Here is an 18,612-nt window from a genome sequence, read left to right as displayed (position 1 = left end):
CGAAAACCCCGATGTTGTGGCAAAAAGACTTATCGACTATATTAAACAGAGCCGCAAATAAGTATAATTCCTAATCAATGGGTGGTTGTTTATGTCAGATAAAAAAATCGAAAACGTCATTATTATTGGCTCTGGCCCTGCTGGTTTAACTTCAGCTGTATATTCAGCCCGGGCTAATTTAGAACCTTTGATGATCGAAGGTGAAGAGGCTGGCGGTCAGTTGATGATCACAACAGAAGTTGAAAACTACCCAGGTTTTGAACATGGAATTACAGGACCGGATTTGATCTCGGTTATGCGTAAGCAGGCAGAAAGATTTGGAACACGTTTTATCACACGTAACGTGACAAAAGTGGATTTCAGTTCACGTCCTTTTAAGGTTTACGTGGGCAATGATCTTTACGAAGCGAAAACTGTGATTATTTCAACGGGTGCGAGTGCGAAGCTTTTAGGTTTACCAAGTGAAAAGCAGTACATGAGCCGTGGAGTTTCTGCTTGTGCGACCTGTGATGGTGCTTTCTTCCGTAATATGGAAGTTGGCGTTGTGGGTGGTGGTGATACGGCGATGGAAGAAGCTAATTTCCTGACTCGTTTTGCGAGTAAAGTTTATATCATTCATCGTTCTGATAACTTCCGTGCATCTAAAATTATGTTAGATCGTGCTAAGAAGAATCCAAAAATTGAATTCATTGAGCATTCAGTTGTGGAAGAGGTTTTAGGCGACGGAAAATCTATTAACGCAGTTAAGATGCGTGACACACGCACAAATGAAGTTAATGAAAAGAAATTGCAAGGTCTTTTCATTGCCATTGGACACAGACCGAATACGAAATTATTTGAAGGTATCCTTGATATGAACGAAGCGGGTTATCTTGTAACAAAAGCAGGTTCGACATACACGAATGTGGATGGTGTTTTTGCTGCCGGAGACGTACAAGACCCGATCTATCGTCAGGCGATTACCGCTGCGGGATCAGGCTGTATGGCTTCGATTGATAGCGAGCGTTGGTTAGAAGCAAACGAAGGGCATTAATCTTTTTATGGCGAAAAAATTTATTACCAGTGATTTGATCAGTAAAATTGAAAAATTGACTAAGCAACGAATGTCAGAACAGCCCGTTGTGAGCTTAGATCAATTTCGTGATGCTCATAAAAAAATGAACCCTCAGCATATTCTTGTTATCGAGGATGACGAAACTCAGCGTCTATCATTGAAAAGAATTTTAGAGGCGGAAGGGTATACAACTTTGTTAGCCGCAGATTCTGCTGAACTCACAGCTATTTTGGATGAAGAGCGCGATGTTCATTTGATTCTAATGGATATCGGTCTTCCTTGGATCAATGGTTTTGAGCTAGCAGAAATGATGAAACAACATCCAGACTTACGAAAATTACCATTGGTATTCTTGTCAGCTCAGGCTGAGCCAGAAGACTTTGCGCGTGCTCGTGAAGTGGGAGCCGCTGATTATATCAAAAAACCTTTTGATATCGAAAAGTTAAAACAGGTTGTTGCGGACTTGTTGTCTCAACCTAAATAAGAATACTTTTTAGAATAATTGATTAAATACTTTTGAGTCTGTCAGAGTTCGGCTTAGCCGGTTTTCGACAGACTTCTTTTTTGTACTTCTAGATAGTCTTCTAAGAGTGATTGCAAAGACTTCTTTTGTTGTTCAGTTGGATTTTGATAGTGAATTCTTTGTGTTAAGCCATCACCCACAGTGCGTGCCTGCATTTTTACGCGGGATTTTGAAGGATCTGCCGTGTGGTTGTTGATCACAATTACATCGAAAGCAATATCGTAGTAGTCAAATGGGATCGTATCTTCCAACAGGCTTCCAGAAAGAGAAATATTCTTCGAGCGACTGCGGAAAGTTTTTCCTTTAGAAGAGATCAATAGAACTTCAATTTTTAACTCATGACGTGGTTCACGGCGTGACATCTGTTTGTTTTGTTGCAGATTTGAAAAGTCTAAGTCAGGTTTTTGAATATTCGACCATGTGATCTCTTCACCATTGAAAGTGCTGTGCTTGTCTGCACTTTCTTGGCGGACGATACGGCTAACAGTTTCTTCATCTAAGCGAATACTTGAAAATGATTTCGTATCATCTTTTGAAATTTTAAAATTCGTTTTTGTCTGAGTGTTTTCTAAAACTTCTTTTACAGTGGCTTTAATCGTGTCTTCACCGGGTAAAGCAGGAACCGGAACTGTAAATGTAGAAACAAAATTTTTCTGATCGCTCTCAAGATACGAGCGTAGGGGCTGCCAACTTTGCCACCCTGTTGTCCAAACGTAAAAACGCGCCATTTGCGGAGGGCGCATTTTAAAAATCATGATTTGGGCTTCTTCCGTAGAAACAGGATTAGATTGAAACTTTGAAAGTGAATCATAGAAAACCCAATAGACTTTACTCGACATGAAAAACTATTCGGAGCAACAGGGGGATTTATGAAGTCGAAATCTGTCCAGATCGGCCGTAGAAGCCAGATCTGGACTAAACAGAAGTGAAATAACTAGACTTTGATACAGCGTGCGTAGTGCCCGCCAGTGATCTCGCGTAACTCAGGCGTGATTTTCGTACACTCCTCTGAAGCGATAGGGCAACGAGGGTTAAAGTGACAGCCTGGCGGAGGATTCAAAGGCGAGGGAACATCACCAGTTAAGATGATGCGTTCAGCACGTGGTTTTGGATCTGGAATCGGAATCGCTGACAACAACGCTTTTGTATAAGGATGTTGTGGATTGCGATACAGTTCGTCTGATTCGGCCATTTCGACGATTTTACCTAAGTACATAACTGCTACGCGATGGGAAACGTGCTCTACAACTTTTAGATCATGGGCGATAAATACATAAGTTAGACCCAGCTTCTGTTGTAACTCCATCAACAAGTTGATGACCTGTGCTTGGATTGAAACGTCCAAGGCAGATACAGGTTCGTCACAGATAATAAGCTCTGGGTTTACCGCTAAGGCGCGGGCAATACCCACACGCTGTCTTTGTCCACCAGAAAACTCATGTGGATAGCGATTAAGATGTTCTGGGCGTAAACCAACAAGCGTGATGAGTTCACGAATGCGATCAGCGCGGTCTTTAGCCGAATCGAAAAGATTATGAATTAAAAGTGGCTCTTCAAGAATAGCCCCAATAGTCATACGTGGATTCAAAGAGGCGTAGGGATCTTGGAAGATGATTTGCATTTTTTTACGTAACTCACGTAAAGCATTGCTATCAGCTTGTGTAATATCTTGTCCTTTGAAGTAGACTTTGCCTTCTGTTGGCTCGATCAAGCGGATCAAGCAACGACCTAGCGTTGACTTTCCACAGCCAGATTCACCCACAAGGCCTAAGGTTTCCCCTTTTTTAATTTCGAAAGAGACATTTTGCACGGCTTTAACCGCAGCCACTTCACGAGAGAAAAGTCCGCCGTAAATAGGGAATTTTTTTACAACATTTTCGGCACGTAATAAAACTTCGCTCATAAAGTCCTCGCAGTTGTTGTCGAAGTTGAGTCAGAGTTAAAGCAAGCCACGCGGTGTGAAGCGCGTAGATTTTCTAGTAGAGGTTCTTTCTGACGACAAACATCAGAAACAAAAGCGCAGCGCTCTTGGAAGCGACAACCCTTTGGTAAGTTATATAAACTTGGTACTAAGCCAGGGATAGTTTGAAGTGACTTCAGACGTGACCCTGTTTCGAAGTGCGGAATAGAGTTCAATAGACCTTTAGTGTATGGATGACGAGGACGATAGAAAATATCTTCTACAGTTCCATACTCCACAACTTTTCCTGCATACATCACAAGAACGTCTTGGCACATTTCTGCCACAACGCCTAAGTCATGCGTGATCAAGATCATGCCGGCTTCGAATTCTTTTTGAACCTTACGCATTAAATCTAAGATCTGTGCTTGGATAGTTACGTCCAAAGCAGTTGTTGGCTCATCCGCGATCAATAACTGTGGATTACAGCTCATTGCCATGGCGATCATCACACGTTGGCGCATACCACCTGATAATTGGTGTGGGTATTCTTCGTAGCGCTTTTCTGGAGCCGGAATACCAACAAGGCGTAACATTTCAATTGCACGCTCTTTGACTTGTTCTTTAGTTAAATCTTTTTTGTGAAGACGAATGCTTTCTTCAACTTGGTTTCCAACAGTGAAAACAGGATTTAAAGATGTCATCGGCTCTTGGAAAATCATCGCCATTTGGTTTCCAAGAATTTGGCGCATTTGAGAATCGCTTTTTTTCAGCAAACTATCGCCTTTAAAAGAGATATCACCAGATTCAATTAAACCAGGTTTTTGAATCAGGCGCATGATCGACAATGCAGTTTGCGATTTCCCGCAACCAGATTCACCCACGATTCCTAGAGTCTGTCCTTTTTTAACACGAAAACTGACATCGTCTACTGGATAAATCACACCATCTTCAGTTGTATACTTTGTGCGTAAATTTTTAACTTCTAAAAGAGTGTCTGTCATAACGGGGCATCCTACTGGCTGGTGATGGATTCAGCAAGACAAAATCACGTAAAAAGGCCAATAATATTCACCTTTTACTTATGTTTTACACATCAGCCGAGTAATTTTTTTACGTCTAGAAAGGTCTGCAAAATCAAGTCCGGCTTATATGGCGCCAGTTCGTCCTCACGTGAGTAGCCGTAATGAACTGCTGCTTTTTTGCAGCCGGCAGCAATGGCTGATTTCATATCAGGGCGTCCATCGCCAATCATCCACGTATTTTCAGGCGCATAGCCAATTTTCTGCATCACTGTCAGCAGAGGTAAAGCTGAGGGCTTGCGTTCGGGTAAAGAATCTCCACCAATGATATCAATCCATGGGAGCTGATCGAGTTTGAAGTGCTCAAAAATACGACGAGTGGGGTGAATATTTTTATTCGTCACCAGAGCTTTTGGGCCTTCGTAGGTACTCAGAAACTCATAGACACCAGGATACAATGAGGTGTGATTTGTTAGATAGTCATCGCGATAAAGATCTAAAAATTCATTTACAAGATTTTCTAATTCTGGAGAGTCCAATTCAAATTCTGGAAAGAAATCATTTACCAGTTTAATTAAACCATCGCCGATATGAGTGATCAAAGTGGGAAGTGAAACCTGTGCACGATTATATTTTTTTAGAACTAAGTTTAAGGCGATGTGAATGTCAGCCGCAGAATCAATCAAAGTGCCATCCAGATCGAAAATCAACAGTGGTAAATTTTTTTTGTTCGTCATAAGCTAATCCGTGTATGAGAAAAGTTAAATCGGACCGATACAGTTACATCGAAAGCTTATCAGAGCCTGAAGATAAAACAAAAGAAAAAGCCCGCAATCATTCGCAGCAAATTGGTTTAGATGCCATTTCACTGTCTGTGGTGGAAGCACGTTTGATTCAGTTTCAGTTGCAAAGTGTATCTGCCAAAAAAGTCGTAGAAATCGGAACGCTAACCGGTTTGTCAGCCTCGTATATTTTGGAAGCGCTACCGCAAGATGGTAAGTTGTGGACCATAGAAAAATCACCTCAACACGCAGAGCTTGCCGAGGATGTACTAGATACAGAAATAAAAGCGGGCCGTTGTCAGATCGTTGTAGATGATGCGCAAAAAGCTTTAGAAGGTCTTTCCGCTGAGGGGCCATTTGATGCCGTTTTTATTGATGGCAACAAAGCGGCCTATTTGAACTACTTTGAATGGGCGTTGAAAAACACAAAAGTCGGCGGTGTTATCATTGCAGATAACGTGTTTCTGGCGGGTTCTGTATGGGGCGACATGAGCGCACAGAAGTTCAGTGAAAAGCAAATCTCTGTTTTAAATCAGATGAATCGTATGGCTTTCCAAAATAAGTCATTGAGTTCTGTTATCATCCCGACCGAGGAAGGAATGTTAGTATGCAAAAAACTGTCTTAGTTACAGGTGCCAGTAGTGGAATTGGACTAGAAACAGTCAGAGCTCTTTTTACAGAAGGCTATAATGTCGTAGCCACAGTCAGAAAAGACGTGGATGAAGATCGCCTGAATCAGCTTTATAACAAAAAAATTCACATCGTCAAAATGGACGTGACAGACGAAGCGGCCATAGCTGAGTTACCTCAGGTTTTGAAAAAGCGTTTTAATATCACGCAATTGGATGGTCTGGTAAACAATGCAGGTGTGGCCAATGCGGGACCGTTTAAGTATATGAACTTCACAGAAGTGCAGCAGACGTTTCAAGTTAATGTCTTGGGTCTGATGCGCATCACACAAGTACTGTTGCCGTTATTGGGGGCCGTACCTAACAGTAAACACGAGGGACGTATTATCAATATCAGCTCTGTTTCTGGTGAAGGGGCCATGCCATTTCTGTCGATCTATTCTGCAAGCAAATTTGCAGTGGAGGGCTTTTCAGAGGGGCTCCGTCGTGAATTGATGCTATTCAAAACAAAAGTGATCGTGGTGGCTCCGGGATCGATTAAGACACCTATTTGGGATAAAGGATTTCATTCGATACGTCAGCGCTATCAAGAGACTGAATACGATGAGTCGTTCCAGCTTTTTATCCAGATGGCACGTAACGAAGAACAAAATGGCTTACACCCTTCGGATGTCAGCCGCGATATTTTACATGCACTCAGTTCTGAAACTCCGAAGCTTCGGTATTCGCCAGTGCCGCGGAAGATTAGAAATTACTATCTGACGAAGTTGATTCCGGTGAGTTGGATGGACACATTAACAGCCAAAATGCTTAAACTGGTCCCTTAAGCTGTTGATCAGATATCAGAAATAATAGGCTAGAACTTTGCTTTACCCCCTCTGCATGAGAGCAAATAAAGCCAAAACATGTAGCTGTGATTCAAAAGCCGTCAAAACAGGATTCTTCTTCCGTAAATCGGATAGTAAATATATTCAGCGCTGGAAATGCCCAGCGTGCCTCCGAACATTTTCAACAGCAACTAACAGCCTGTGCTTTGCTCAGAAGAAAAGAAGGCTCAACCCTCTTATACAGCAGTATCTAATCGGAAAAGTTTCACAAAGACGTATCTCGGTATTTTTAAATATCAATCGCAAGACTGTAGCTAGAAAAGTTATTTTTCTAGGGCATAAACATCGTCTTTCACGCTTCCGTTACTTGAAGAAGTATCAAAAAGTAAAAGCTCAGAAAGTTCAATTCGATGACATGATTACGTTTGAGCATACGAAGTGTAAACCTGTAGCGATTAGTATTTTGGTTGAAGAAAAAAGTAGAAAGATTTTAGATTTTGAAGTGTCTGCCATAGCCGCGAATGGGCGACTCGCAGAAATATCTCGCAAAAAGTATGGAAAACGAAAAGACTATCGCCGCAGTGGATGGGAGACGTTGTTTGCTAGAAATCAGAAATTTGTAGATAAGAAAGCTCATTTTAAATCGGATGAGTATCCATTGTATCGAGATGCTCTAAAGAAATATTTTCCTGATTCTACGCATGAGCAGTTTAAAGGAAGAAAGGGCTGTGTGGTTGGCCAAGGAGAGTTGAAAGCTGGGGGCTTAGATCCTTTATTTGCGCTAAATCATAGTGCCGCGATGATTCGAGATGGGCTGGGGCGGTTGGTTAGGAAGACGTGGTGTACAACGAAGAGACTGGATCGGTTAAGGGATCAACTGGATATCTATATTGATTATCATAATCGGATATTGACCCCTTAGAGAGATTAGATTTTTGTTATCAACAGTAAAGGGGGCCAGTTCTGAAGGATTTACAGGGTTTATTTGAATCTGTCGAATTCCCTAACACCCCCTCCCCACCGCCTAAGCCTTAAATCCCTTATGAGCTAAAAGTTTCTTTGGAACGCAAAATGCTACGGACATTCTGAATTTAATCTTATTGGGATAATGTCAGGAGTACGTATGTGGAATAGAGCCCGTCATTTTGCTGTCACGGCAGGTCTATTGGGATCAGTGGTTTTAGGGTCAGTTGTTCGAGCGGAAGCCCAGCCTCTTTCTTATATTGAAATTTTAAGGTCTCTGACATCCAATCAGCCCCATATTATAACGGAAGTTCCTGCGCTGGACGCCTTGAATCAGGCTCGCACATTAGAAGAAGCTCGTCAGATTATGAGCCGTCAACAGGTGACACGTGAAGCGATTGCCGCCACACAAAGGCATCCTTACTTAGGCGATCAGAAAATTATTGATATGGCGAAGAAAGCGCCTCTGACATTCGTGGTTGTTCCTGGTGTCCTAGGTGAGTTTATCAATGGCCGTGCATTTGAAGAAATTTTCGAACGTGAGTCTAACTATAAACATGAGTGGCAGCAGTTAGCCGATCGTTCACGCGCGAACGATGTTCGATTTAATCTAAGTGCTTATGCGGATGAACGTTATCCTCTTTCTGAGCTGATCAACGCGGCTAGTGTTGAAGATGCTCAGGGAAATACTATTTATAAAATTATCATTTTGAAGACTCCGTTTGGTTCTTTAGAGTCTGTGGGTAAGAATCCAGATAAAGCGGCCATTTTTAATCGTCGTCTACAAAAGTATTATGAGTTAACGGGCGATCAAAATCTTGTTCTATTAGGATATTCACGCGGGACGCAGTTGGCACTCGAGATGGTGGTGCAAGCTCAGCGTGAAAACTTAAGCTATTTAAGAAGCGTGAAAAATGTTGTGGCCTATGCCGGAGTTATTATGGGTTCGGCCTTGGCAGATGTAACAGAAGATGAAACCAGTGAAAGTGGTCGATTATTGGTAGCAGCTAAAAAGCTAATGGGCTCTTTGCAGTACAGTAATTCATTGCTTGATCGCATGGATAAACGAAGACAGAATGCCGAGGCCTTTGGGGAGTTTTTAAATACTCTTATGGGTGGTTCACAAGAGCTTAACCATGAAGAGATGCTGACAACGGCGCGCTCAGGAGACTTTAAAACCGCAGCCGCCTTAATTGCAAAAATTGGTACAGAGCTAGGATTAAAGTCGCTCATGGACTTTAACGGGCACGTCGATCGCTTCAAATCCTTGATCCAAGAGGTTCTGTATGCTGTGGATGGATTAAAGTCGCAGAGCATGCAGACATGGTGGCAGAACAATACATTGCCAAGAGGCATTCGTTATATGGCCTTAACCGCTTCTATGGTGGATCCTGACAAGAACGAATTTGAAAAAATTATTTTTAACTCGCAAAACGGTTACAATGATTCATTAGATGATAAGAGTCTTTTGGGTAATAAGCGCACTTACGAACAAGTCAGTGGTGTAGCGATGAATGACTCGCAAGTGGCTGTTCATCAAAGTCTTTTCTTACCGGGACTTATTACGCAATTGAATTCTAAGAATGCGGGGCTAAATATTGAAGCCTTAGGTGTTATGCAAACGCATCACTGGGGTGCGGCTTTACGCTCAGTGAACGCTATGCGAGATGGACGTTTGAATCCATATCCGCGCGAAAAAGTTTTGATGGCTCTTGCGGCCTATATCAATCAATAGTTCTATTAAATAAGTGAGATCGGCCTACTGAGGTAGGCTTTGTAAAAAGTCGACTAGGCCCTCGCGATACTCGTGAGGGAAATCTTTTAATCCATTCAGATGGCCAGCTTCTGGTAAAGCTAACTTGCGCCAATTTAACTGATAAGCAGGTTCAAAGATTTGATCTATGTCCTGTGGGGAAATCATCGGATCTTTCCAGCCGCGAATACTCAGGATCGGAAACCCTTTTGGGAATGTTTCAAGATCTTTCGGGATATCAAGGTGACGAGAAGGACTCCAGTTCAACCAGACAGCCGGAGTCAGAGCCAACTTTAATGGTAAGAATGTCACCTTCATTTGATGCTCAAGCAGTTGAAATGATGATTTCAGTACTGCGATTCCCGGCCCGCTATCGCACACCAGTGCCACCATATCATGACTTTGACGTCGAGCCATGGCTTCGATAGCCGCTCCAGCAACGTTTGAAAACGCAAACATAATTTTTGTTTTATATTCTGGAAGTAAATTTAAATGCTCTTCAATTTGGTCCGCTAAAGCGTGCTTCATGCCATACTTCTTTGAAATATGAGAATACGGAACGAAGAAATGATCTTTTAAGTCATCTTTTAAATTAAAGACGTAGGCGTCATAGCCGAGTTCGTTAACAAGCTCAACATGACGTCTAAGTGCTTTTTTATGTCCCTGAAAGAAGTGAACAAAGAAAACCAGATGGTCTGATTTTCTTTGTTGGGCTTTAAATAATTCGCCTTCGTCAGGGTAGATCATATTTAGTGTTTATGTGTTTGGTTTTTAGTTGGCCAAAGTTCGGTCCAATGTGGAGTCGTTCCTTGTGCCTGTACATCCGCCGCTTGAGTGAGTTCATCAGAAGAGTTTTTGCTGATGATCACTTTTTCTAAAGCAGATTCAGACAATACTTTTCCGCACGCTTCAACAATCGCCTCTTCGTCAATGTGGTGGAAGTGATAGATTTCACTTGGACGACCACATTTAGAGTGTTTGCGAACTGCACAGCTTTCGTGACGTACGCCGACGATAGATCCCAAGTTATCTAATAGACCAGCTTCACCATCGTGGACGCTGACAACAGGTACACGGCGACCAGATACAGTGATCAGATCAGCGGAACCGACATCACCTGATTTGTTCAGGTATAAGTTGCTATTGATTTCTAATTCATTGCGTAGGTAGTGATAGTCATTTTCATGCGCTAAGATACCACACAGTAGATCCGGAGATGTCACGGCGATGACGTTAGCGTAGATACCACGGGCTAAAAGATTTTCAGAAGCTTTAATCGCTTCCCCAACCATGGCGCCCATAGCGAAGATATTCACCACATTGTCACCTGGCTCATAACCTGCGTAACCGCGGTAGTCGATCAAGCGGTAAGCGCCTTTTAGCACTTCTTCACGCATAACAGTTAGAATTTCCTGTTCTGATAAAGCTGCGATCTCTTCTTCATTTACAGCACCTTGAATTGGGAACTCTGCGCGGTGTAGGCGAGCTGAAGAGTCCTGTTTAAAGCGAGCCTGTTTAGTCATAAACTTCATGAGGTCTTTTTGCTCAACTCCGCGAGTTACTAGACGCAATAGAGTTCCTTGGCGGCCAGTGTTGTCGTTCAACAAGTGACGTTTGAACGTATCTGACAGAATCCAGTCAACCTCGACGCAGAAGTAGGGTTCCCACGTGATTTGATTCGGAATTTGGAAGTCTGATTTCCAACCGTGCTGAGCCCCTTCCGGAGACAGAGTCACACCCGATGGAGTTCCCACGCAGATAAAGCTCGATTTCCAGTATAAGTTGTAGAAGTACTGATCTAGGGCACGTTTGATAAAGAAGTCATAAACAGTCATCAACGGCATAATAGGTACACCGAGAATATCGCGCATTTTCCCGAAAGCACCTACACATGACATCACGTTACCTTCGGCGATTTCAAAACGTAAGAAACGATCTGAAACTTCTTCGCCAGGAATAAGATCCGGTAACTTTGTATCTTTAACGCCTAATTCTGTTTCGACGTCTTGTACTACTGGGGCACCGAAGATCTTACCATCCATTGCCGGATTTAGATTTGTCGATGTTCCCACGTCCGGAGCCATAGTCATAAATAGCTCGCCCGGTAATTTCCAGCGTTTTTCTGTATCGTTTAATTTGCTGCTGTCTGCATTCGCGATACGAGTCAACTTCGCTGTCAACTGACCTAACATCCACTGTGTATGAGGGTAGCTGGCCATTTTCGTGTTGATATCCAGCTTTTCAGGAATAGATCCCATTTTTTCGATCTCGCTTAAGAATAATTTTTCATTCTTTGCTTTCAGATCATTTTGAGCTTTGATATCGGTGTAAAGTTTTTCACCACGAGTTTTTAAAAACTGTGTTTCGTTAGACTTTGCATCGAAGCCTGCAAAAAGAGTTTCGCCTTTTAGACCTTGCTTCTGACGAAGTTCTTCCATCTCTTCAGCGCTTAGTAGCGCCGAGTGATTACCCGGAGCTGCCGCCATTTTTAAGCCCCAACCTTTAAGTGTGTGGGCAATGATGATCGTCGGCTTACGAGTGGATTGTTTTGATTTCAACATCGCTTCTGCTAACAAGATCATGTCGTGTCCGCCGAAATCACGGAAAGCTTCATAAAGCTCTTGATCGCTGACATTATCCAAGAATTTTTTCATATTTGGATATTCTTTGGCGATTCCTTTTTTCAGGGCTTTCATGTCTTGTACAAGAAGAAGCGCTTGTAATTCGTAATCTTTTAATTCTTTTTCTAAGAAGTTTTTGAAGGTGTCGCCACCAGCTTTTTTGAAAAGAGCCTGACGTTTAGAACCGTGGCGAACTTGAATCACTTCCCAGCCGTTCGCTGCCATCGTGCGCTCGATACGATCAGCATCTGTACCTTGCATTTGTTGTTCGTTGATAATGCGGTGGCCATCTAGCGACTGACGGTTGTAATCGACAATCCAAGTTAGGTTGCCGATTTCACGATCGGCGAAATCCGGCACAGCTTCGTACATGGAACCTTCACGGAATTCAGAGTCTCCGGTTAGGGCCCAGAAGTGAGCTTCCGGTACGTTGTAATTGTGTTCACGTGCAAAACGATAAGCTAAGGCCAAGTAACCGGCTTTAACTGGTGGAATGCCCACTGTTCCCGATGGGAAGAAGTTGTGGTGATCAGAATCGTAAGCTGAGTGATAAGATTGAAAAACAGGTTCGCCGTTTTTAGAATACTTACGCAATCCCATCATCGCCGTGTCTTTTTCAGCTTGAGAGTATTTTGATAAATCTGGATTTAATAAAAGATCCAAAAGATAATTGTAAGAGTGATCCACAGGCGAGGCATGCGGTTTATTGGCAATGTGATCGAAACCTGATTTTACCAACAAGTGCAACGCACCCATGATGTGAAGAGCACTGGCGCAGGCGGCAACGTGACCGCCGATTTTTGGATCGCCTTTTTCTTTGTCATCGCGATTGTTCGCTTGAAAAATCATTTGCGTCGCAAGGTAATGCGCGCGGCGAGCAATACTATCCAAAGTCTCACGAGAGACGTCTTTTAGAGCAGGGGGAGTGGTGGTTTTTGTAGACACAAAATCTCCTTTTTCAATGGTTTTTACAAGAGTGAAAACTCTAGTCTCGGGGAATGAAATTTTCAATGATTATTAGCTCTCGACGACGCAATCCCATCTTATTTTCACGGTTCCGTCGCTATCGATCATTCCTTTGGGCGGATTTGGGAACGGCGCGGCTGAGCGAAAGGCATCTACGGCAGCGTCATCGAGGTCACGGACGCCGGATTCGGCTAAAACCTGCACGTTTACAAGGTTTCCTTGCGGATTTAGAACAATAATAAGTTTTGTGACCTTATTTTCTTCGGAGGCAATCGTACGGCCCTGCTGCATCATTTTGGTAAATTTTTCCTGCACTCCAGGAACCCACCAGCTATTTAACTGTTCTTTGATGCGGTGATAGTAGCCTGCATATTTGTATTCACGCGTATTCAATCGCGTGATCAAGTCATCAGACAAACCTTCTAAATTATCGTTAGTTGTAGAACCGACCGAAGCCAAAGCGCGCTGAGCCGCTTTTTGCTGTTGAACGTCCTGTTGCTGCGACACAGCTTTATAGGCATTGAAACTGTCCCCAAAAAGCTTTTGTTCAGCGGTGCGTTTTGTTGCATCCTTTTGTGTTTCTGCTTTTGCCTGAGTCGGAGCTGTTGCGGCACGATTTGGTGCCTGAATGTTTTTAAACTGAGTGCCAGTGGCCGCGCGAGTTTCTTTGACTACTGTATTGCTGCGATCACTTAAAAAACGTGATTTTTCTGAAAGTTGGTTGTTGGCATTCGCGACATCAGATTCCACCACTTGTTTAGGCTCGGGCAGTTTGATTTTTTTCTTTTCTGTAGCGACAGGAAGAGTTGTCACTTCATCAAAACTGATTTCAATAACGTCGCTTTTTTGAACTTGTGGCTGAGATGAAAACGAAGTGAATACAAGAGCCACTAAAATACCAGCATGCACTGCGAATGAAGCTAAAATGAAAAAGGGAAAGTGCTGTTGTTTAGAGCGCATAATACCTCAGGACATCTTCTTAGTCCTCCTCGACTATCGGAGGTTAGACACTGTGAATGAAGTCTTCGGTGAAGCTTTGGTGGGATCATTTGCAGAATTAGACAGAGGTCTAGTGCGGGTCGGTTTGACTAAGGCTTCTGACAAAGTCAAAATGTATCTTTATGAGAATGCAAGCTTGGGGATCATCAGATAAGGGATTGAAGCGCGAAGGAAATCAGGATTCGTACCTGATTGATGATCGCTTAGGAGTTTTCATTGTTGCCGATGGCGTCGGTGGACATTTCGGTGGAGAAGTGGCTTCAGCGTTAGCTGTTGAAACTGTTCGCGAAGTTGTTAATCATCCTAAAGCGGCAGAGTTTCGTCCGCGTGAAGTTTTAGCACAGGCCTACGAAGAAGCCAGTCATCGCATTTTTGATCGGGCGACACAAGAACCTAAATTAAACGGCATGGGAACCACGATGGTGATGTCCTATGTGCGTGATAACAAAATCTATATTGCCAATGTGGGTGACAGTCGTTGCTATTTGTATCGCAAACCCTTCCTGTGGCAGTTGACAGAAGATCATTCTTTAATCAACGAACAAGTTCGTCTCGGAATGATGACTGAAGAGCAAGCGAAGAAAATGATCGGAAAAAATGTCATTACTCGCAGTGTGGGTTTTGAACGAGATGTTTTTCCAGATGTTATTGAGCGTGAAATTTCCAGTGGCGACATTTTTCTGTTTTGCTCGGATGGGCTCAGTGGAATGGTGCCGGACAATGAACTTTGCAGTATTTTTAATCTCAACCCTGTTGATAAAGTTGTTCCTATTATGATCAAAAAAGCGTTGGATCACGGTGGTGATGATAACGTGACAGTGTTGGTGTTGAACTTTCATGATGTGTAGTGTAGGAGAGCTATATGAGCGATCCTAAAAAAAACGTCAGTATCTACTTTGTAACTAACGACGAAAAACAAACACGTAAAATCACCATGCCCTTAAGCTATCTGAAATTAGCGGCTTTTATGGTGGCCTTTGTGTTGATTTCACTTTTTGCGGGTTTCATTGATTACTTTGGTCTTTTGGCGCAATCCATTGAAAATAAAAAATTGAAAATTGAAAATCAGAACTTACAAAAACAATTCCAAGTGGTGGAAGGTAAGTTAGCTTCGTTGCAATCGGGATTAGATCGCGTGGGTGTTATCACCAACAAGTTGAAACTAATCACTGATACTCATATGAAAGATCGCTCTGAGCGCTTAAGCTTTCCAGCTCAGATCAACACGGCTTCTGATAGCACGGCGAGCACTCAAGGTGCGGATCGTATGTCGATGGAAGAGTTTTACGAACAAGATCCATCGGTTGCAGTAGAAAATCCTGTGAATACTCTGCGCGGTGAATTGGCCACAGAAAAATCCAGTGCGAACTATGCGACATTAGTTATTAAGATCGACGAAGCTGTAAAAGACTCATTATTAAAAGATCAATCGGTCATTGAGCTATGGGAGTCTTTATCTGCTCGTCAAAGTTTGTTGGCAGCGACTCCGAGTATTCGTCCGACCCGTGGACCGATTGGTTCACGTTTTGGTTATCGCGTGGATCCTATTAACGGCAGCATGAAAATGCATGCGGGATTGGATATCGTGGTATCGCCGGGAACTCCGGTGCGCGCTCCAGCAGATGGCGTTGTGAGTTTCGCAGGTTGGGATGACTTCTATGGTAAGTTAGTTTCGATTGATCATGGCTATGGCGTTTTAACTCGTTTTGCTCATAACTCTCAGATCTATGTGCAAGTGGGACAAAAAGTTTCACGCTATGATGTGATCTCAGCCACAGGCAGCACGGGGCGTTCAACGGGGCCTCACTTGCACTATGAGGTGCGTGTTAACGGCATTCCTGTGAATCCTCTGAATTACATTCTAGACGAATAGTTTTAGCCTTCTGTTAGCTTCCCTTCGACAGCTCTCTAACTTTTAGACAGTATTTTCTGTAGTGTCTCGTATTGGCGCGCTCAGAGCCAATATAGAAGCCTTTTTTGGCCTCACTCTTGAATAAGTATGTATTCGAGAGAGGAGGCAATATGTTCAGATGGATCATGGCATTATTTTGTTTTATGTGTTTGTCGAGCATAGCCTCGGCTCAAAGTGCAAAGAGCGCTCAGGCAGGTACTCGTGGCACTCACATTAAAGGAAAAGCACAAAAGCAAAAAGCAAAACCCAAACTCGAGATCCCCGTAGCAGTAGCAGAGCTGCCATTGGAAGAAGGTAGTTTTGCTGAAGTGATCACTGAAAAAATATTACCTCATAACGTAAATGAAAATGATTCTTCGTCTGCGGTTTTAGCTAAAATTGTAGATAACTCATTTGCTTATTGGTGGGATAACTCAAGTATTAAAAATTCATCTGTGGGCAGAGCCGCCACTCAAATCGAACAGAAGATGAAAGCTGAAGTGGACCTAGGCAGCGAAGGTTCCGGCGAAAATAAAATAGATCATAAATTAAGTTTCAAAGTTCTAGCAACGCAGGCGTTGGCTAAAATAGAATACAGTGGTTGGTTTAAAGCAGCACTGAACTATGACGCGCGCTCTTCAAAAACAGAAGCCGAAGTTTTCGAAAATCTAGATAACGGCAAAGACTTGGTGATTACGCACTCTATGCGTGGCAGTGAAAACAAATCTCAGCTTTCTTTGCGCTGGAACTGGTAGTGCTTTTCCTCTAGTAAGTTTGCTTCACTGAAAGCGTCCAGTCAGGACTTGCTATCTGCAGGTTCTATTCATAATCTAACAACCTATGGAAAATATCGTATATCTATCTGGAAAAAGAACGGCCTTTGGCGCTTTTGGTGGATCACTGAAAGATGTCTCGGCTACTGATTTAACTGTAACTGCTGGTGCTGCTACAATCGCTGCTGCCGGAGTGAATCCTGCTGACATCGGGCAAGTCATTATTGGTAATGTTGTACAAAGTGGTGCGGATGCAGCGTACTTAGCTCGTCATACAGGTTTGAAATTGAATATACCTGTGAATGTGGGTGCTTACATCGTCAATCGTCTGTGTGGTTCAGGATTTCAATCGTGGATTAATGCAGCGGAAGCGATTCGCTCAGGTGATGCTCGCTGTATTTTGGCTGGCGGTGTTGAGCAGATGTCACAGATTCCTTATGTTGCACGCAAGGTGCGTTTCGATGGCATGCGCATGGGTAATTTTGAATTAGAAGATGCCATGACTTCGGCATTAACAGACGCTTACGCTGGTATTCCAATGGCGATCACCGCAGAAAATTTAGGTGAACAATATGGAATCACTCGTCAACAGTGTGATGAGTACTCGTTTCAAACACAGCAGCGCTACAAAGCTGCTTTTGATAAAAATTATTTTGCAGACGAAATCACACCTGTGAAAATCAGCACGAAAAAAGGCGAGGTGATTGTTGATAAGGATGAACATCCAAAACCAGCCGTCACGTTAGAAAAACTGCAAGCGATGAAATCCATGTTTAAAAAAGATGGTTTAGTGACTCCAGCAACAGCTTCTGGAATTGTGGACGGCGCAGCTTGTTCTTTATTGGCAAGCGAAAGCTTTGCAAAAGAAAAAGGATTAAAGCCATTGGCGCGTATCGTGTCTTGGGCGTTTGTGGGTTGTGATCCTAAAATTATGGGAATCGGACCTGCACCGGCGGCTCGTCGCGCTTTAGAAAAAGCGGGATTAAAGCTGGAACAGATGGATTTAGTAGAAGTGAATGAAGCTTTTGCTCCGCAATTCTTATCTGTACAGAAAGAGCTAGGATTAGATCCTGCTCGCACTAATGTGAATGGTGGTGCGATTGCTGTAGGTCATCCATTAGGAGCTTCAGGTACGCGTATTATGAATCACTTGGTCTATGAATTACATCGTCGTCAAGGTCGCTATGCTTTGGGTAGTGCCTGCATCGGTGGTGGTCAAGGGATCGCTGTTATTATCGAAAGAATTTAATCAGTACGGCAAAGGAAATCCGGATTCGATAGGCAGGGTGATGGGATCTATCAAGTCACCTCCGCCAATAGATTCCGGATGGCGGTAAAGTCGCGACTCATATTTAAGTCGTTGAATTTTTGCCAAAGCCATATCAGGTGGGGTCGACGGAAGGCGTTCTGCGTAGAAACTCACTTCACCAGTCTCTAAGTTTAATCGAAGACTCATATCAGAACCGGCGCGATTGAAAAGGCTCAGTTGGACATGGCCTCCCAGCTCTTGAATTTTATTTTTGATTTTTTGGTGTAGGTTAAAAGAGTCTGTCGGTTGTCCGCCTAAAATTGAAATTTTCATACGCTTTAAATCGAAATCTCGCGCTAAAAAACGGAGGCTATTCAAGTCCACTCCGGAATCAAGATGGGCAAGCAGACCTTGTTTTGTTTGAGGGTCGTAAATGACTAAGGCAACACAGGTGTAGACACCATAGGTTTGTACAGCGGAATGTAATTCGGATGAAGTTACGATGTATTCGCGTTGAAAGACTTCGGGTTCGTTGGGACCTTCCTGCGTATGGCGAAGCTGAGTCCATTGCTGAGTCTCGTTGCTTTTAGCGGATGCTATCGAAGAAAAGACAAAAAAGATCAGGGCAATAAACTTCATAACCTTTACGTCCTTTCTTGG

At 43.1% G+C, this 18,612-nt stretch carries 18 protein-coding genes; 10 read left to right on the top strand and 8 right to left on the bottom strand.

Going from position 1 to position 18,612, the window contains the following annotated elements:
- The first annotated feature begins 91 nt into the window (after window positions 1-91).
- Complete coding sequence (gene trxB, locus A11Q_RS11205) at window positions 92-1,033, top strand: thioredoxin-disulfide reductase (protein ID WP_015470933.1); 942 nt, start codon at window positions 92-94, stop codon at window positions 1,031-1,033.
- 7 nt (window positions 1,034-1,040) lie between these two features.
- Window positions 1,041-1,538, top strand: coding sequence for a response regulator (locus A11Q_RS11200; protein ID WP_015470932.1), 498 nt, complete (start codon window positions 1,041-1,043; stop codon window positions 1,536-1,538).
- 53 nt (window positions 1,539-1,591) lie between these two features.
- On the opposite strand, the gene A11Q_RS11195 is transcribed toward A11Q_RS11200, so the two are convergent.
- The 4 genes from A11Q_RS11195 to A11Q_RS11180 form a co-directional block, all read right to left on the bottom strand.
- A complete protein-coding gene (locus tag A11Q_RS11195) occupies window positions 1,592-2,416 on the bottom strand; it encodes a PilZ domain-containing protein (protein ID WP_015470931.1) in 825 nt (274 codons plus the stop codon).
- A gap of 95 nt (window positions 2,417-2,511) precedes the next feature.
- Window positions 2,512-3,480 carry an ABC transporter ATP-binding protein gene (locus A11Q_RS11190; protein WP_015470930.1) on the bottom strand — a complete coding sequence of 323 codons (969 nt, stop codon included), beginning with the start codon at window positions 3,478-3,480 and terminating at the stop codon, window positions 2,512-2,514.
- Window positions 3,477-4,481, bottom strand: coding sequence for an ABC transporter ATP-binding protein (locus A11Q_RS11185; RefSeq protein WP_015470929.1), 1,005 nt, complete (start codon window positions 4,479-4,481; stop codon window positions 3,477-3,479). Before A11Q_RS11185 ends, A11Q_RS11190 begins: the two co-directional genes overlap by 4 nt.
- A gap of 92 nt (window positions 4,482-4,573) precedes the next feature.
- Window positions 4,574-5,236: an HAD family hydrolase gene (locus A11Q_RS11180; RefSeq protein WP_015470928.1), complete on the bottom strand. Its 663-nt coding sequence runs from the start codon at window positions 5,234-5,236 to the stop codon at window positions 4,574-4,576.
- Window positions 5,237-5,250: 14 nt separating this feature from the next.
- Here A11Q_RS11180 and A11Q_RS11175 point away from each other — a divergent pair, with 14 nt between their 5' ends.
- From A11Q_RS11175 to A11Q_RS11160, 4 genes are all read left to right on the top strand, one after another.
- Window positions 5,251-5,907, top strand: coding sequence for an O-methyltransferase (locus A11Q_RS11175; RefSeq protein ID WP_015470927.1), 657 nt, complete (start codon window positions 5,251-5,253; stop codon window positions 5,905-5,907).
- Complete coding sequence (locus A11Q_RS11170) at window positions 5,889-6,737, top strand: SDR family oxidoreductase (protein ID WP_015470926.1); 849 nt, start codon at window positions 5,889-5,891, stop codon at window positions 6,735-6,737. The genes A11Q_RS11175 and A11Q_RS11170 overlap by 19 nt, the downstream gene beginning before the upstream one ends.
- 55 nt (window positions 6,738-6,792) lie before the next feature.
- The gene (locus tag A11Q_RS11165; RefSeq protein ID WP_015470925.1) at window positions 6,793-7,659 is read left to right on the top strand and encodes a hypothetical protein; all 867 of its coding nucleotides are present in this window, start codon (window positions 6,793-6,795) and stop codon (window positions 7,657-7,659) included.
- Window positions 7,660-7,860: 201 nt separating this feature from the next.
- Window positions 7,861-9,435 carry a hypothetical protein gene (locus tag A11Q_RS11160; RefSeq protein WP_015470924.1) on the top strand — a complete coding sequence of 525 codons (1,575 nt, stop codon included), beginning with the start codon at window positions 7,861-7,863 and terminating at the stop codon, window positions 9,433-9,435.
- A gap of 24 nt (window positions 9,436-9,459) precedes the next feature.
- Here the strand turns inward: A11Q_RS11160 and A11Q_RS11155 are convergent, their stop codons facing one another.
- The 3 genes from A11Q_RS11155 to A11Q_RS11145 all read right to left on the bottom strand — a co-directional run bounded on the left by A11Q_RS11155 (window position 9,460) and on the right by A11Q_RS11145 (window position 14,000).
- Complete coding sequence (locus A11Q_RS11155) at window positions 9,460-10,200, bottom strand: TMEM53 family protein (protein WP_015470923.1); 741 nt, start codon at window positions 10,198-10,200, stop codon at window positions 9,460-9,462.
- A gap of 2 nt (window positions 10,201-10,202) precedes the next feature.
- Window positions 10,203-13,019: a pyruvate dehydrogenase E1 component gene (locus tag A11Q_RS11150; RefSeq protein ID WP_015470922.1), complete on the bottom strand. Its 2,817-nt coding sequence runs from the start codon at window positions 13,017-13,019 to the stop codon at window positions 10,203-10,205.
- A 72-nt stretch (window positions 13,020-13,091) separates the two neighbouring features.
- Window positions 13,092-14,000 (bottom strand): energy transducer TonB family protein, encoded by a 909-nt coding sequence (locus tag A11Q_RS11145; RefSeq protein ID WP_015470921.1) that lies wholly within the window; start codon window positions 13,998-14,000, stop codon window positions 13,092-13,094.
- Window positions 14,001-14,167: 167 nt separating this feature from the next.
- Between A11Q_RS11145 and A11Q_RS11140 the strand changes: the two genes are divergently transcribed.
- The 4 genes from A11Q_RS11140 (at window position 14,168) to A11Q_RS11125 (ending at window position 17,952) form a co-directional block, all read left to right on the top strand.
- On the top strand, window positions 14,168-14,887 hold the full coding sequence (locus tag A11Q_RS11140) for a Stp1/IreP family PP2C-type Ser/Thr phosphatase (protein WP_235044608.1): 720 nt from the start codon (window positions 14,168-14,170) through the stop codon (window positions 14,885-14,887).
- A 14-nt stretch (window positions 14,888-14,901) separates the two neighbouring features.
- Window positions 14,902-15,912, top strand: coding sequence for a M23 family metallopeptidase (locus tag A11Q_RS11135; RefSeq protein WP_015470918.1), 1,011 nt, complete (start codon window positions 14,902-14,904; stop codon window positions 15,910-15,912).
- A gap of 149 nt (window positions 15,913-16,061) precedes the next feature.
- The gene (locus A11Q_RS11130; RefSeq protein ID WP_015470917.1) at window positions 16,062-16,685 is read left to right on the top strand and encodes a hypothetical protein; all 624 of its coding nucleotides are present in this window, start codon (window positions 16,062-16,064) and stop codon (window positions 16,683-16,685) included.
- An 85-nt stretch (window positions 16,686-16,770) separates the two neighbouring features.
- Complete coding sequence (locus A11Q_RS11125; RefSeq protein ID WP_015470916.1) at window positions 16,771-17,952, top strand: acetyl-CoA C-acetyltransferase; 1,182 nt, start codon at window positions 16,771-16,773, stop codon at window positions 17,950-17,952.
- On the opposite strand, the gene A11Q_RS11120 is transcribed toward A11Q_RS11125, so the two are convergent.
- Window positions 17,953-18,591 (bottom strand): hypothetical protein, encoded by a 639-nt coding sequence (locus A11Q_RS11120; protein WP_015470915.1) that lies wholly within the window; start codon window positions 18,589-18,591, stop codon window positions 17,953-17,955. It abuts the gene before it with no gap.
- Window positions 18,592-18,612: the final 21 nt, after the last annotated feature.

The organism is Pseudobdellovibrio exovorus JSS (genome assembly GCF_000348725.1).
Taxonomy (GTDB): domain Bacteria; phylum Bdellovibrionota; class Bdellovibrionia; order Bdellovibrionales; family Bdellovibrionaceae; genus Pseudobdellovibrio; species Pseudobdellovibrio exovorus.
The sequence above is the reverse complement of the archived record's forward strand: the minus strand, read 5'-3'. Positions and strand labels throughout refer to the sequence as shown.